This is a genomic window from Algoriphagus alkaliphilus, assembly GCF_900103735.1.
Classification (GTDB): domain Bacteria; phylum Bacteroidota; class Bacteroidia; order Cytophagales; family Cyclobacteriaceae; genus Algoriphagus; species Algoriphagus alkaliphilus.
Genome location: NZ_FMXE01000012.1, coordinates 37,252 through 51,790 on the forward strand (window position 1 = coordinate 37,252; position 14,539 = coordinate 51,790).

The window sequence follows — 14,539 nt, forward strand, 5'->3', positions numbered from 1 at the left end:
TGATTCTTATAAGAATAATTTGGCCATGTCACTTCGCTCCAAGCTTCCTCATATCGGTACTACAATTTTTACGGTGATGTCTCAAATGGCATCAGAAGAAGGAGCAATCAACCTTTCTCAGGGTTTTCCGGGATTTGGTGCTGATCCGGTTTTATTGGATTTGGTCGGGAAATATACACGGGAAGGATTCAATCAATATGCTCCAATGGCTGGAATTCCAAGTATGCGGAAAATACTCTCCGAAAAAACGCAACTGACCCAAGGTTATTTTCCTGATCCGGATCGTGAAGTTACTATTGTTTCAGGGGCGACAGAGGCTATTTTTTCGGCGGTCTCTGCTATCGTCAGAGTAGGAGATGAAGTGATCATTCTCGAACCCGCCTACGACAGCTACGAACCTGCAATTCTTCTCAATGGAGGAATTCCAGTTTATGTCCCTTTAAATTCCACTGATTTCTCTGTGGATTGGGAGCAGGTGGAAATTGCTATTTCTTCTAAAACAAGGGCAATTTTAGTTAATTCACCTCATAATCCGAGCGGGTTTGTTTGGGCTGAAAATGATCTGAATGCCTTGGCAAATTTGATTCGGGATCGTGAAATTTATGTGGTAAGTGATGAGGTATATGAGCATATTACTTTTGACGAAAAGCGGCACTTTTCTTTGGGAGCACATCCGGAGCTTAAAGAAAAAACATTTGTATGTGGCTCATTTGGGAAGACTTTTCACGTCACCGGCTGGAAAATCGGTTATTGTATAGCACCGCCTGCTCTTACTGAGGAGTTCCGGAAAATCCATCAATATGTCACTTTTAGTACAGTGACACCGATTCAATATGCTTTTGCTGAATACCTTGAAGTGCCAGATCGCTACTTGTCTATTCCCAGTTTTTATCAAGGAAAACGGGATTTTTTTGCAAAGGGGCTAAAAGAAACTTTATTTGAAGTGATTCCGAGCCATGGAAGTTTTTTTCAGCTTGTATCTTATGGTCACCTCTCCGAAATTTCTGACAGAGAACTGGCGGAAAAAATGACAAGAAAACTCAAAGTGGCCTGTATTCCCGTGTCGGTTTTTTATGCCAATAAAAAAGATGATAAGATCATTCGATTTTGCTTTGCAAAAACAAATGAGGACTTGTCCAAGGGCATAGAAAGGTTACAAAACCTTCGCAGCATTTTATGAAATTGGAGCGTCTTCTGAGAGATTTAGCCTGATCACGAAACAAGTTCCTTTTCCAACCTCTGATTTCACCCGAATGGTACCCCCATGACTGAAAATAATATTTTGTGTATTGGTGAGTCCCAATCCGGATCCCCCGATTTTATCCGTGAAAAAAGGCTCAAAAATCCGCTCCAGGTTTTCTTGGGCAATTCCAGCACCATTGTCCATTATTTCCACCTGACATTGATGGCCTCTTAGAATAGTCTTAATGGTAAGTCTCCCATTTTTATCCTCCATAGATTCAATTGCGTTTACTAAAATATTACTAAAAGCAATTTTTATTTTCTCAGCGTCAAGGGGTAGGAGACAGTCTTCATCCTTGTATTGTTTGATGACTTTAATTCCTTTCAATTCAATCCGGTTGACTTGATCCAAAGCTTCATCCAAGAGGTCTTCAACTGAATGATTTTGAATATTTAATTCTGAAAAACGGGTACTGTCCAAGAGTTGGGAAACCAAGTGATTGATTCGATCACAATTTCTCCGGATAACCTCGATCAGATCACCACTTTCAGCCAATGTTTCTTTGGAAAGTTCCAATTGAAGTTGGTCAGCAGAAAGGACTATGGTGGTTAGCGGGTTTTTGACTTCATGAGCTAAAAGACGGGCAATCCGGCCCGTTGAGGAGAATTTTTTAAGATTAAGTTCTTCTTCTGCTTGAGTTTTGATCGCGCTTAGGTCTTTGATCAAAACCTGAAATTGATTATCGTCCTGTTTGGCTATACTTATTATCGTGTTTATAACAGTGTTATCATCTGTCATGATAACCGTTTCTATTTCAAAGGATTCTGTCTTTTTTTCCAGGTTTTTGAGGAGTTTTTGCTTAGCACTGTCCTCAAAAATCAAATCGCTGAAAAAACATTCTTTTACATCGTCTCTATCATGTGGATTTATGCCAAATTTATTAACGAACATGGGGTTTGCTTCGAGGATTTTACTTTTCCCGTCAATTAGGATAAAAGGATCAGCCGCCATTTCAAAAATAGATCTAAACTTTTTGCTCGTTTGCTCCAAAGACTCAAATAGTTTTGAGTCACGAATAGCAAACTGTATTCTTCTTTCGAAGGTGTTCGCATCATATTTTCCCCGAACCAAATAATCCGCAACCCCGAGGTTGAGCACTTCACTGTCGATGGTTTCAGAATCCAATCCTGAAAGCATTATCAGAGGAGCATGCTTTCGTAATGCCTTTATTTCTTTGATCAGTTTAAGCTGATCGTCCTTGCCTGGATTATATCCTACCAAAAACACAGTGTAGGAATCTTTAATCTTGACCAGGGCATCATCGATAGACTGTGCCGATTCTAGGACATATTTATTCTTTTTGGCAGTCTTTAATATGGTCGAAACCAGCTTTTGTTCTTCCTTATCATCGTCCACATATAATATCCGAATGACTTCTTTTTCTACCATTGTTTTTGGAATCGAAATTATTTGTAGGGTGTGTAATTGAGATTAATAGTTTGTGTTCTTTAAAACTTTTAAAGTTCAACCGAAAAAATACACTCGAGCAGAAAGATCGCATGATAAATCGGTAAATGCAATTTCCCCATATCGGGCATTATTCTACTCTTTTTTTTCAGTATTATTAGATAATAGATAAATAATAAAAGTGTAAACGTTTGTTTTATTGGCTTTTGGCAGATTACAATCATTTTATTTTTTAGGCACAGGGATTGGGATATTTGATTTAAATATACTTTCAACCAAACTTAAAATTAAAATGAACAATTTACTGTACATCATTGCCGTAATCTTAGTTATAGGATGGCTTATTGGAGTATTCGCTTACAGTGCTACTGGCATCATCCATGTTCTCTTGGTCATTGCAATCATTGCAACCTTATTCAAGGTGATAGGTGGACGATCCTTTTAAATTTGACATTTGTTCATAAAGATAAATATTGGAATAAATCGTTCATGAAAATCAAAGGAAATCGCAAAATGGAAACAGGATCGATTTTGGAAGTTATCCTTAAACTTTCAGGAAGATCCAAACAATCTTCTAAAACCCGCGAAATTTACTTTTGGGATAATACTGAGTCTTTCAAAGGCAATACCAAAGAAGCGATCATGAACGATATAGAGAATTCTTAGTTTATTTTTTGCAAATTTTAAACTCTTAATCTGCAGATAATTTCTATCCCTGTAGCGGTTTTTTAGGATGAATAATGTTTGATTATTTGATTGTCAATAAAGTAAGTGGTTTGGGGATTTTAAAAAGGTGTAATCTCAGGTTACAGCTTTTTCGTAAAATGTATGTTGTCAATATGGACGCATATTCATCATTAGAGTGCGTTGATTTTTTTTCAACACATCTAGAAATAACAAATATGAAAAAGCATGTTATCTTAGTTGTTGACGATGAGAAAGAGATTAGAAATTTGTTTTTTCGATATTTGGGAAAGAAGGGATACATTGTTCATTTGGCAGGTTCAATTGAGGAAGAAAAAAGAGTATTGGAAAAAGTAATTCCAGATCTTATTTTCTTGGATATAAACCTTCCAGATGGCAATGGACTCGACGAATTACGGAGGTTGAAACCCTACAAGGAGGGGTGCAAAGTGATAATGATGAGTGCATTTGATCATATGGAAGAGCAAAAAGATGCCTTTGATTCTTTTGCAATTGATTTCTTGAGTAAGCCATTTAGTCTTTCAAGACTTAATCAAGTCTTAGAATCTCGATTTAACCCTTTAATCATACCCAAAAAAGATAATGGCCCACATATTAGTAATTGATGATAATCTGGATATATGCCAGCTTTTGGACCGTTTTCTAACCAAAAAAGGACATAATGTTCAGACTACCATATCAGGGAAGACAGGTTTGGATTACATCAAAAAGATGAAGTATGATCTGATCTTTTGTGATTTCAAACTCCGTGAAATGGACGGCAGAGAGATATTGCAGAAAGTTAAGGAAGTATCCCCAAATACACAGGTGGTGATCATTACCGGCTATGCAGATGTCAAGATTGCTGTAGAAGTAATTAAAAATGGAGCCTTTGATTACATTACCAAGCCTCTAATCCCGGATGAAATTTTATTGCTTATTGACCGATGCATGTTGGCTAAAAAGGAAAGCCATTCTTATTCTGTCAATTTTTTGAGACCGAATGATATGGGTAATTCCTCGAATTCCTCTACTAATCTGCCAAAGGACAACTACCTACGCGGAATAGGCAAAGAATCTCGAAAGCTATATAAGGAAGTTCAACTAGTCGCTCCGACCAATCTAAGTGTGGTGATTTATGGAGAGAGTGGTGCCGGAAAGGAAAATATTGCGAAAATCATCCATGAACAAAGTTCCCGGGCCGGGAAACCTTTTATTGCGATCGATTGTGGTGCTTTAACCAAAGAACTTGCTGGCAGTGAGCTTTGGGGACATGAAAAAGGAGCTTTTACCGGCGCACATTCGGACAAAGCGGGTCAATTCGAACTGGCAGATGGCGGCACGATATTTTTGGATGAAATTTCAAATTTGTCTTACGAAATTCAAGTGGGGTTGCTTAGACTGGTGCAGGAAAGAAAACTCAGAAGAATTGGAGCGAGTAAAGACAGGTCAATCGATGTTAGAATTTTGGTTGCATCTAATGAAGACCTCCGCAAATCAGTTCAGGAAGGTAAATTCCGGGAAGACTTATTTTTCCGATTCAATGAATTCAGTATTACTGTTCCTCCTTTGAGGGAACGGAAAGATGATATTGCTGCTTTTTCCAAGCACTTCCTGGAATTAGCCAATGAGGAATTAAATAAAGATTTGGTGGGTTTTGACCCGGATGTATTAGATGTATTTTTGAATTATGACTGGCCCGGAAATCTCAGAGAAATGAGAAATGTAATCCGAAGGGCAATCTTATTGTCAAATGGCAGAACTATTAGTCTTTCCGGATTGCCGCCGGAGGTTGTTTATTTCAGAAAATTCAATTTTAAAGAGTTGGACGAAGATGATCCTCAGTTGGAAACAGTTAGAAATGATTCGTATTCCAGTCTAAAAAATGCAGCTGCTGGAGCGGAAGCAGCCATCTTGCGGAAAGTGCTGGAAGAAGTTAAGTACAATCGAACCAAAGCTGCACAGCGCTTAGGTATAGATCGAAAAACCCTTTTCAACAAAATGAAGCAATATGATTTATGATTTTTTCAGACTTGGATTTTAGAAGGAACTTACTCCAATTGGGCGATTTTTCCCCAAATTTCTAGAATTGAATTATACTTTAACGGACTGTCTTCTGAATTTTAAATTCAAAAAAGACTCTTAAAGGGTGTTTAATCGCCTTTTTTTTATGACCTGCCAACCTTTGGCTGCTCTCATTTCATAGGCACGGGATTTGAAAAGTTTTATATAATCTAATTTTGTTTGATATGAATAATAGTACAAAACTTAGTTTAGAACTGATTCCTGCTTCTGAAAAAAACAGGGAACGGCTAGATTCGCCTACTTTTTCGGTTTTGCTTATTGATTTTAAAAATTTCCAAAAAGAGGTATCACAGTTTTACTCCATTTACCAGGGTCCTGATTACTTTGATTTTTTAAAAAGACTGTCTGAACTTCGGTTTCAGGTCAATTCCATTGTGGAAGAGCTGGAAATTCACTTTAATGATTTGAATAAAATACCTTATAGGTCCCTGAACAACCCATTTGAATTTACACCCGAAAAAGGTAATGTAATGGTAAGTACTGATGCTGAAAGAATCTCCAATGTAGTAGCTGGTTTAGGAAATTTGATTCAATCAAGTCGTAAAGCTGCATTGGAGGCTTTTAGAGAAGAGAATTTTATGATTGAATCGATGTTAAGTGGCTTCGCCAAAGAAATGGAAAGAAGCAAATGGATCTTTTATATGTATTCAAAATATTAATGAAAGGGTGATAAAGTTAAAGAACTGTGGAAATTCCACAGTTTTTTTTTGTCGTATTGAAGCCATTTCTCAAACAATACCTACATACCCTACCAAAATGGCAGGGTAATAACTTTTTGTTTTTAATTTTGGAATTCAAACCTATTGTCAAAATGGGAAATGTAGACTGGAAATTAGCCAAAAGGCTTTTGATTCCCGGAGTGATCGGATCTGTTATTGGAGCCTTTTTATTATCCAATGTTGACGGAGATTTAGAGAAGCAATCATTGTTGTTTACCTTTTCGTAATGGGTATCGTGATCTTGCGAAAAGTCAGAAATAAGCACGCCCCAAAATTCAACAGGGAAAGCAGAAGTCTTCCGGTCTTAGCAACAGGAGGAGGTTTTGCTGATGCTATCGGCGGCGGGTGGGGACTAATTGTCAACAATACTTTACTCAGTAATGGGAAAATCGCCCCCTATGCCATCGGAACGGGCAATTTCGTTGAGTTCTCTGTGTCTCTGGCAAGTGCCTCTACGTTTTTGTTTTTTGTCAAAGAATTAAGTCTTGCTCCGGTTTTGGCCTTGATATTAGGAGGAATTATCGCTGCACCATTTGCTGCCTATATTTGTAAATTGATCAAACCTAAATATCTGATGATTGCAGTGGGGATTTTGATTATTCTATTAAGTATCAGGACATTCTGACTTGCGCTTTGATGATTGCTAAGTATTTAAAATTCTTTAAGTTAAAGCCAGAGCAACTAATTATCCTATTCCTCCTAAAGTGAACCGACTGGAAATCGATATTCAAGCAGGTGAAAAGTATCCGGATAATCACTAATTCAAAAAAGTCTGTTGCGATCAACTCCCAACAGACTTTCCGAGGAACTTGCTTTTTGCGTATTCTTGGCTTTTAGGCCAAGGCTTTTCGGCAAAACTCCACACATTTCTGAACTTCCTTTACAGCATCTGATCCTTCCGGAACTTGGTATTCCAGTTCGATAGTTGCAGGGAATTTGTACTTGTTTTTTTGCATCAATTTAAGCAGATCACCAATAGGTGTATCGCCTGTGCCCCAAGGTAAGTTTCCTTTTCCATTGGCAGGAGTTTGACGGTCTTTGGTGTGCATGCTGTAGATGCGGGCATGATGCTTTTCAATCAGGGGAATTAAATCTGTGTGGCCTGCCGCGATGTAATGGCCTGCATCCAAGTTCAAGCCGTTCATTTTGCTTTGCGTCAGCGCAGTATCCCAAAAAGTGAAAGTCTCTTGCTCGTGGCCATGATATCCCACGCCCATTTTGTGTAATTCGCCGAGCTTTCCAAGTCGTAGTGTGTGTGCATCGTCGGACGGATGCTCCAGGGTAACATGTGTTGCTCCTAAAGCTTTGGCAGCTTTCATTCCGTAAGCGATGTCAGCATCCGTATTATTTTGTCCAAAGGCATTTGGCTTGAAAGCATAGATCGAGACTCCTGCGTCCTTGTACATTTTCCGAACCTGCTCGAATTTCTTCATATCGACACTTGATCTCCATGCAGCTACGACTTTGTTGTAATCTTGAGCTTGGACTTGCATTTCTGCCAATTCTTTGGTTTCGTCGGCAGTCAAAGCTTCACCGCGTCGCTGCTTTCCACCCAATTGGAACATCCGCGCTCTGTTCATTGGGGAAGCTGGCATTCCTGCAAAGCTCTCAGCTGGATCACCCATGAGTTCAATGGAACTCAGACCACTGTCTACCACATATTTTAAGGTGGCTTCAGCACTTTGATCCGGCATGGATCTGAAGGAATAGGTGATGCATCCGATTGACACACCGTTTATGAGGGAATTCGGCTTGTTGAAGGATTTTATAATTGAGGGAGCACCTTGTAGCCAAGAAGGGGCCATCGCGAGTCCTGCGATTCCAAGGGCAGATTTTTGGAGGAATTTTCTTCTGTTGTTCATGGTTTAATTGGGTTTGATAGAGACTAGGATCAAAGTATGACATTTAATCGGGATTCTTTTTTGTTTTGACTTAAGTCGTTTTACTGAGGTTTATTTGGTAGAAATTCAGTTTGAGCGTTAGTTATTATTTTTAGAATAGGAGTCATCTTCATTTATCGATAAATTCCTGCATTGATGGATTAAGAGCGAAACCCTGCGATTTTTCATTTCTATTTTTGATCAGATTCTTCGGGACTTACAAATGAAAGAACTTGTGAAATTGGTTACTGAGGAAGGAACCCAACAAGAGGTTCAAACCATGATATCAGCATATCTGGCTGAAGACATCCTTGCACTCGACCAAGCGATGACTAATAGCGGTATGATGGCTGACTATCGCAGTATATTGCTTGAGGAAAGAAATAATAATTGAGGGCCTCAAATGGAAGAAGCTATGAAAGCCAAATCAATTTTCATGGTTGTGGGAGCAGTCCACTTGGGAGGAGATTATGATGTGATTTCCCTACTATGTAAAGCAGGTTATTCGGTAGAACCAAACCATTAATTAGCCAGGAATTTACCTCCAAACTTAAATGAATAAGAATAAACCCAATTCCCTTTTCAAATCAAAAATTTACTGGCTGCTCCAAATCATAGGATGGAGCTCTATTATTTTCATAGAGACTATCAATTATACTTTTTTCATAATTGGTGAATTCAGATGGGAATATTTCCAACAGTTTTTTCTTTATTCTTTTGTAGGTCTGTTAGCTTCCCACCTCTATAAGACTATGTTTATAAAGCTTGAGGTATTTGACAAGCCTTTATCAAGGATTTGGTTTCGGGCGTTTTTTGATGTGATGATGATTACTTTGGTGATGGTTGTTTTACTCTATTCGCCCCACTTAGTCGAGGATTTTGGCACTATCAGGAAGAGTGAATTCTGGATCGGGTTCTTTGAACAAATTATGAATCTGGGTAGATACGTCATCGTTTGGATTATTATTTACTACCTCTATCACATTCTGAAAAAGAATTCGGAAATCACAGAACAAAAGCTCCTTTTGGAAAATGTGGCCAAGTCTGCTGAATTGGAATTGCTCAAAAACCAACTTAATCCACACTTCTTATTTAATGCACTGAACAGCATCAAAGCCTTGGTTTTGATTGATCAGGAGAAAGCCCGCGATGCAATCATCAAGCTCTCAGAGCTTCTTCGCTTCACGCTGAATTATGAAAAAGCCCCACTGATTGCACTCAATGAAGAAATCAATGAGGTGGTCAAATATCTGGAGCTTGAGCAGATCCGGTTTGGAAGGCGATTGGATGTACACATTTCCCTGCAGGAGGAAACCCTGGATGTCAAAGTGCCTCCCGCAATGGTGTTGACATTGGCCGAAAATGCAATCAAGCATGGCATCACCCAAATCCCGGATGGAGGTGGAATCTGGATCGAAAGCAAACTAAGAGGAAATACGATGACCATTGAAATTATTAATTCGGGGCAATTGAAGGATACATTTGATTTGGGTATTGGTCTGAAAAACCTTCAAATGAGATTGCAAAACCTATTTTCTGATAAGGCAACTTTTTACCTTGATGCCTTGTCAGATTCTAAAGTCGTCGCTAGAATTACTTACCCTATTCTTTAAAAATGAAGAAACGTATCTATTTGGTTGATGATGAGTTGCTCGCCTTGGAGGAATTGAAAGTCTTACTTCTACCTTATGAAGATCTTGAAATAGTGGGATTTTCAGATCGGGTGGAGCAGGCGATTTTGGATTGTAATTCGCTCAAGCCGGACCTTATTTTTCTGGATATCAATATGCCTGGCAAAGACGGTTTTGAGTTTCTCCAAAGCTTGGAAGAAGTCAAAGAGGTAATTTTTGTAACAGCTTACGATCAGTATGCAATCAAAGCTTTTGAGGTTAATGCCCTTGATTACCTTTTAAAGCCGCTTAATCCGAAGCGTCTGGCAGAAGCTATCCAAAGGTTTGGCAGCAAATTCCAAGCTGTGGAAAATCTGGTAGAGGAAAGGCTCAGTGCGGATAAGAAGATTTTCATCAAAGACGGTGAAAAGTGCCATTTCGTGCCGATTTCGAAGATTTACCTGCTCGAAAGTGTGGGTAATTATGTTCGGGTTTTCTATGAAAATCAACAGCCACTTCTTCATAAATCCCTGACTTATTTGGAGCAAAAACTACCAGAGGACCTCTTTTTCAGAGCTAATCGCCAATTTATGTTCAATCTCGACTTTATCATTCAGATCGAACCCTACTTCAACAGTACGCTATTAATCGTGATGAAATCAGGTCATAAAATCGACCTCAGTCAAAGACAAAGTGCGAAGTTTCGGGAGATTACTGGGGTGTAGGGGTTTGTGAAATTTTGTAAGTGGTTATTAGTTATCAGTGACTGGTTAGTTGTAAGTAGTAAAAAAAACAAAGACCACCTACTTCTCACTTCTTACCACTTACAAATAACCCTAAAACCCCACCGCTTTATCATCACCTCTCGGATCTGCGCCACCTTCGAGTTTGCCATCAGGTAAGACCAGAATTGCATCTACTTTCCCAATGATTGGGCTGTTGTTTTCATTGATTTGGTAGCCTTTTGCCTTTAGGATTTGGATCAATTCGGCGCTAAAGGAATTAGGTTCGAAACTCACCAAATCCGGCAGCCACTGATGATGAAAGCGAGGGGCTTCCACAGCTTCCTGCATACCCATTCCAAATTCGGAGACGTTGAGTATTGTCTGAAGCACTGAAGTGATAATGGTCGATCCACCGGGAGTTCCGACGACCATCCACAACTTCCCGTCTTTTTCAATGATAGTAGGTGTCATGGAACTCAACATCCGTTTTCCGGGAGCAATGCTGTTTGCCTCGGCCCCGATCAGTCCAAACATGTTCGGAGTCCCGGGTTTGGCACTGAAATCATCCATTTCATTGTTCATGAAAAACCCCAATTCGTCAATATAAACCTTGGATCCGTAGCCTCCATTGAGGGTGGTGGTGACTGAAACAGCGTTTCCTTCCGCATCCACAATGGAGTAATGCGTCGTTTCCATACTTTCCGAAAATACAATTTCTCCCCTTGCGATATCGGCTGACTTGGTGGCTTTTTCCATGCTGAATGACTCCATTCTTGACTTTAAATAGTCGCTGTCAAGCAATTGATCAACAGGTATAGTTACAAAGTCCGGATCGCCCAAATAAAAATTCCGATCCGCATAGGCTCTTCGTTCGGCTTCTACCAATACCTGGATATACTCAGCGGTATTGTGACCAAAGTTTTTTAAATCAAACGGTTCGATCATTCTAAAAATCTGGGCCAAAGTCATTCCACCAGAGCTTGGAGGTGCCATGGAAATGACTTTAATGTTGCGATATGGGAAAACCAAAGGATCTCTCCATTTCGCTTCATAGGATGCTAAATCTTCTTCTGAAATTATTCCTCCTTTAGCTATAATATGTTTTGAAAGTATTTTTGCGGTTTCCCCTTTGTAGAATTCATCGCGTCCGTTTTTGGCGATTCGCTCCAATGTCTCAGCCAAAACAGGGATTTTAAGTGTATCGCCGCTAGTAATTTCACGATTGAAAAAAGTCTCTGCGCCGTTCATTTCCACAAACTGAACTCTTGCACGCTGTAATCTTTCAGCCTGACGCGGTGTGACCACAAATCCATTTTTCGCCAGATCGATCACGGGTTGAAGAATTTCTGCAGGGCTTAGTTTTCCAAATTTTGCCTGCGCTTCATAGATCCCGGCAATTGTTCCCGGAACACCCGAGGCTAAAGCACCTTTGGTGCTCAAGTCGGAAAGGAACTCCCCGTTTTTGTCCAGGTACATATCCTTGGTGGCCAATAATGGCGCTTTTTCCCGATAATCAATCGATCCAACTGTACCATCCGCCATCCGATAAACCATAAATCCACCACCGCCGAGATTCCCTGCAAAAGGAAAAGTGACCGCTAGGGCCATCTCGGTAGCCATCATGGCATCAAAGGCATTTCCGCCTTTTTTGAGGATTTCCGCTCCAATTTTAGAGGCTTCTTCCCGTGCTGAGACTACCATTGCCTTTTCAGCTATTAATCCCCGTTTGATCTCAGAGGCTTCCTGATCCTTTCCGCAGGAAATAAGCAATACAGCAATCAGCAGAATTGAGAATGAATTCCTCGATATCATGGTTTTTCTTCAAGTAGAGTGGTGTTGAATAATTTTAAAATCCTTTTGTATTCATCCGCCCATGAACTCGGCTCGACAAATCCATGATCCTCGACCGGATAAAGGGCCATTTCCCAATTGTCTTTTCCCAGTTCAATCAGACGCTGCGAAAGCCGAACCACATCCTGAAAATGAACATTGGTATCAACCATGCCATGTGCGATCAAGAGATGTCCTTGGAGGCCTTCTGCAAAGTAAATAGGAGAGGAGCGACGGTAAGCAATCGGATCTTCTTCAGGAGTATTGAGAATATTGGCTGTGTAGCCGTGATTGTAATGTGCCCAATCGGTTACCGATCTGAGTGCTGCCCCGGAAGTGAAAATTTCCCCATGATTGAATAAGGCCATCAAGGTGATGAATCCCCCGTAACTGCCCCCATAGATGCCTATTTTGCCAGATTCCACACCGTGTTTTGCCATCAGGAATTTGGCTCCATCCACTTGATCGGACAGGTCTTTTCCACCCATATGACGGTAGATTCCCGTGCGCCAATCCCGCCCATATCCTGCAGAAGCACGGTAATCGATATCCAAAACGGTATAGCCTAAATCAGTAAGGAGATTGTGAAACATATACTCCCGGAAATAGGTACTCCACCATTTGTGGACGTTTTGAAGGTATCCAGCACCATGGACAAAGATTACTGCCGCTCCGTTTTTCTTGGCAGGATCAGGGAGATACAGCCTCGCCGGAACTTTTGCTCCATCTGCAGCATCAAATCTAATCAGCTGCGGATCTCTCCAGTTGTAGGCCTTAAATTCTTGACTTTGACCTGAAGTCAATTGCTGTGGTTTAGCACCAACCCTATTTTCCTGGACATAAAGTTCTGCTGGCTTATTGCTGTAAGAATAGATAATGGCCAGTTTTTTCTCATCCGGAGAAAGTACTACTTCATTGTTTCCGGTCATAGAAGTCAGCTTTTCCATACTTCCACCCATCACCGGCATTCGATAAAAATGTCTTTCTCCAGGATCCACTTCTGAAGTGGTCATGTACCAAAACTTCTTGTCCTTCGAGAGAAAAGGGTCAAAGACTTCATATGAACCGGATGTTAGGGCTTTTTTCTCTCCACTTGCCACATTCAACAAGTACAGATGCGAATAACCGGTAGCTTCGGATTGAAAGTAAATGTGCTGATTGTCAGGGAACCAACCGAAAGTTCCTCCTCCAAAACCCCCACCTATACCAGGCCCCCCTATCCAAGCTTCATCACGCTGACGATCCAAGGTCTTGAGTTCTCCGGTTTTCAGATTCAATTCGGTAATCCATCGGTCTTTGTTGTCGAAGGCTCGGACTTGGATGATTGCCCTTTTTCCATCAGGAGAAAAAACAGGGCCCGAAAGTGTAACACTGCGCTCCTTTTCTTCCCTGATTTTTTCAGGATAATCAGTGACATAGTCGGGTAAATCCTTTATTCCAGGCAGATTAGAGGTTGTCACGAAATAGACTGTATCCCGCGTAAGATCGTAGATTCCGATATCAACTTTGGATGGACTGATACCTACTTTTGATCGGGAATTTAAATTCTCGGTAAAACCGGAAGCGTCAACATAATTCGGAACTGCAGTGTTTTTATTGGAAGCAGGCGTGAATACGGAAAATGTGGCAAATTTCTCGTCCGGTGATAGCTGAAGATTGGAGAGATTTTTTCCCTCCGTGAAATAGACATATTCGCTGGATGATTCACGGATAGATTCCCGGTAGGCACGTGATTTTGCCAGAGCTTCTTTTCGTTCCCTTACTACGCCAAGAAGGTTCAGATTTTCAGCTTCTAAAAAACCGGCTTTACTTTCTGAGGCACTTCCGGTGTTCGTGGATTTGGAACCATTTGAAATAGATGTGGCTTTGGAAACTGTTTTAGAAGTACGGTCATAAACGTAAATATTTCCACCTGCATTGAATGAAATTCTGTTTTCATTTGCCAGAAATCCAAGGTTGGAAACCGGTTCAAACCACTCAATTAATTGGGATTCAGTTTTCTTTTTATGGTCTTCAAGTATGATTGAATTACCTTTTCGATAGATTCTTAAACTTTGATCAGCATTAAAGGCGGATTGAGGTTTTGTAAGGGTTTTTTCTTCGGTCCATTTCACTTTAGAAAGTTGATTGGCCTTACTCAAGTCAATCTTGTAGAGTGAATCAGCAGGATCTTTTTCACTATTGTATTTGAAAAATACTTTGTTTCCGTCTTCACTCCAAAAATGCGAGGAGGGGAAAGTTCCCATCCATTTGGGATCGCGCATGATGTAATCGACTGAAAGGGGAGATTGGGCCGTTGCTTTCGCGAATAGGAAAAGCAAAACAGGCAGGAGAAGTAGTTTCCGCTGCATTGGAA

The 14,539-nt window shown here is 40.3% G+C and carries 14 protein-coding genes and 1 pseudogene; 11 read left to right on the forward strand and 4 right to left on the reverse strand.

Annotation, left to right across the window (positions count from 1 at the left end):
- Window positions 1-25: 25 nt before the first annotated feature.
- A complete protein-coding gene (locus BLQ81_RS09955; RefSeq protein ID WP_092729894.1) occupies window positions 26-1,180 on the forward strand; it encodes a methionine aminotransferase in 1,155 nt (384 codons plus the stop codon).
- Here BLQ81_RS09955 and BLQ81_RS09960 read toward each other — a convergent pair.
- Window positions 1,175-2,632, reverse strand: coding sequence for a hybrid sensor histidine kinase/response regulator (locus BLQ81_RS09960; protein ID WP_092729806.1), 1,458 nt, complete (start codon window positions 2,630-2,632; stop codon window positions 1,175-1,177). The genes BLQ81_RS09955 and BLQ81_RS09960 overlap by 6 nt on opposite strands.
- 310 nt (window positions 2,633-2,942) lie before the next feature.
- On the opposite strand from BLQ81_RS09960, the gene BLQ81_RS21985 reads away from it, so the two are divergent.
- The 7 genes from BLQ81_RS21985 to BLQ81_RS09985 all read left to right on the forward strand — a co-directional run bounded on the left by BLQ81_RS21985 (window position 2,943) and on the right by BLQ81_RS09985 (window position 6,763).
- Window positions 2,943-3,095 (forward strand): lmo0937 family membrane protein, encoded by a 153-nt coding sequence (locus BLQ81_RS21985; RefSeq protein WP_139183605.1) that lies wholly within the window; start codon window positions 2,943-2,945, stop codon window positions 3,093-3,095.
- Window positions 3,096-3,139: 44 nt separating this feature from the next.
- The gene (locus BLQ81_RS22245; RefSeq protein WP_175454206.1) at window positions 3,140-3,316 is read left to right on the forward strand and encodes a hypothetical protein; all 177 of its coding nucleotides are present in this window, start codon (window positions 3,140-3,142) and stop codon (window positions 3,314-3,316) included.
- 74 nt (window positions 3,317-3,390) lie between these two features.
- Window positions 3,391-3,960, forward strand: a complete 570-nt coding sequence (locus BLQ81_RS09970) for a response regulator (RefSeq protein ID WP_092729808.1) — start codon at window positions 3,391-3,393, stop codon at window positions 3,958-3,960.
- On the forward strand, window positions 3,938-5,356 hold the full coding sequence (locus tag BLQ81_RS09975; RefSeq protein WP_092729809.1) for a sigma-54-dependent transcriptional regulator: 1,419 nt from the start codon (window positions 3,938-3,940) through the stop codon (window positions 5,354-5,356). The genes BLQ81_RS09970 and BLQ81_RS09975 overlap by 23 nt, the downstream gene beginning before the upstream one ends.
- A gap of 227 nt (window positions 5,357-5,583) precedes the next feature.
- Window positions 5,584-6,078 (forward strand): hypothetical protein, encoded by a 495-nt coding sequence (locus tag BLQ81_RS09980; RefSeq protein ID WP_092729810.1) that lies wholly within the window; start codon window positions 5,584-5,586, stop codon window positions 6,076-6,078.
- A 152-nt stretch (window positions 6,079-6,230) separates the two neighbouring features.
- Complete coding sequence (locus BLQ81_RS22705; protein WP_245693230.1) at window positions 6,231-6,365, forward strand: sulfite exporter TauE/SafE family protein; 135 nt, start codon at window positions 6,231-6,233, stop codon at window positions 6,363-6,365.
- Complete coding sequence (locus BLQ81_RS09985; protein ID WP_245693231.1) at window positions 6,365-6,763, forward strand: sulfite exporter TauE/SafE family protein; 399 nt, start codon at window positions 6,365-6,367, stop codon at window positions 6,761-6,763. The genes BLQ81_RS22705 and BLQ81_RS09985 overlap by 1 nt, the downstream gene beginning before the upstream one ends.
- Before the next feature lie 208 nt (window positions 6,764-6,971).
- On the opposite strand, the gene BLQ81_RS09990 is transcribed toward BLQ81_RS09985, so the two are convergent.
- A complete protein-coding gene (locus tag BLQ81_RS09990) occupies window positions 6,972-8,000 on the reverse strand; it encodes a sugar phosphate isomerase/epimerase family protein (RefSeq protein WP_092729811.1) in 1,029 nt (342 codons plus the stop codon).
- A 193-nt stretch (window positions 8,001-8,193) separates the two neighbouring features.
- Between BLQ81_RS09990 and BLQ81_RS23020 the strand changes: the two are divergent.
- The 3 genes and pseudogenes from BLQ81_RS23020 to BLQ81_RS10005 all read left to right on the forward strand — a co-directional run bounded on the left by BLQ81_RS23020 (window position 8,194) and on the right by BLQ81_RS10005 (window position 10,353).
- Window positions 8,194-8,544: pseudogene (locus BLQ81_RS23020) on the forward strand (TraB/GumN family protein).
- A gap of 226 nt (window positions 8,545-8,770) precedes the next feature.
- Window positions 8,771-9,631 (forward strand): sensor histidine kinase, encoded by an 861-nt coding sequence (locus BLQ81_RS10000; protein WP_175454207.1) that lies wholly within the window; start codon window positions 8,771-8,773, stop codon window positions 9,629-9,631.
- Window positions 9,632-9,633: 2 nt separating this feature from the next.
- Window positions 9,634-10,353, forward strand: coding sequence for a LytR/AlgR family response regulator transcription factor (locus BLQ81_RS10005; protein WP_092729814.1), 720 nt, complete (start codon window positions 9,634-9,636; stop codon window positions 10,351-10,353).
- A gap of 111 nt (window positions 10,354-10,464) precedes the next feature.
- Here BLQ81_RS10005 and ggt read toward each other — a convergent pair whose 3' ends face one another.
- Together ggt and BLQ81_RS10015 are read right to left on the reverse strand one after the other, a co-directional pair.
- Window positions 10,465-12,165, reverse strand: coding sequence for a gamma-glutamyltransferase (gene ggt / locus BLQ81_RS10010; RefSeq protein WP_092729815.1), 1,701 nt, complete (start codon window positions 12,163-12,165; stop codon window positions 10,465-10,467).
- A complete protein-coding gene (locus BLQ81_RS10015; protein WP_092729816.1) occupies window positions 12,162-14,534 on the reverse strand; it encodes a S9 family peptidase in 2,373 nt (790 codons plus the stop codon). Before BLQ81_RS10015 ends, ggt begins: the two co-directional genes overlap by 4 nt.
- Window positions 14,535-14,539 lie beyond the last annotated feature (5 nt).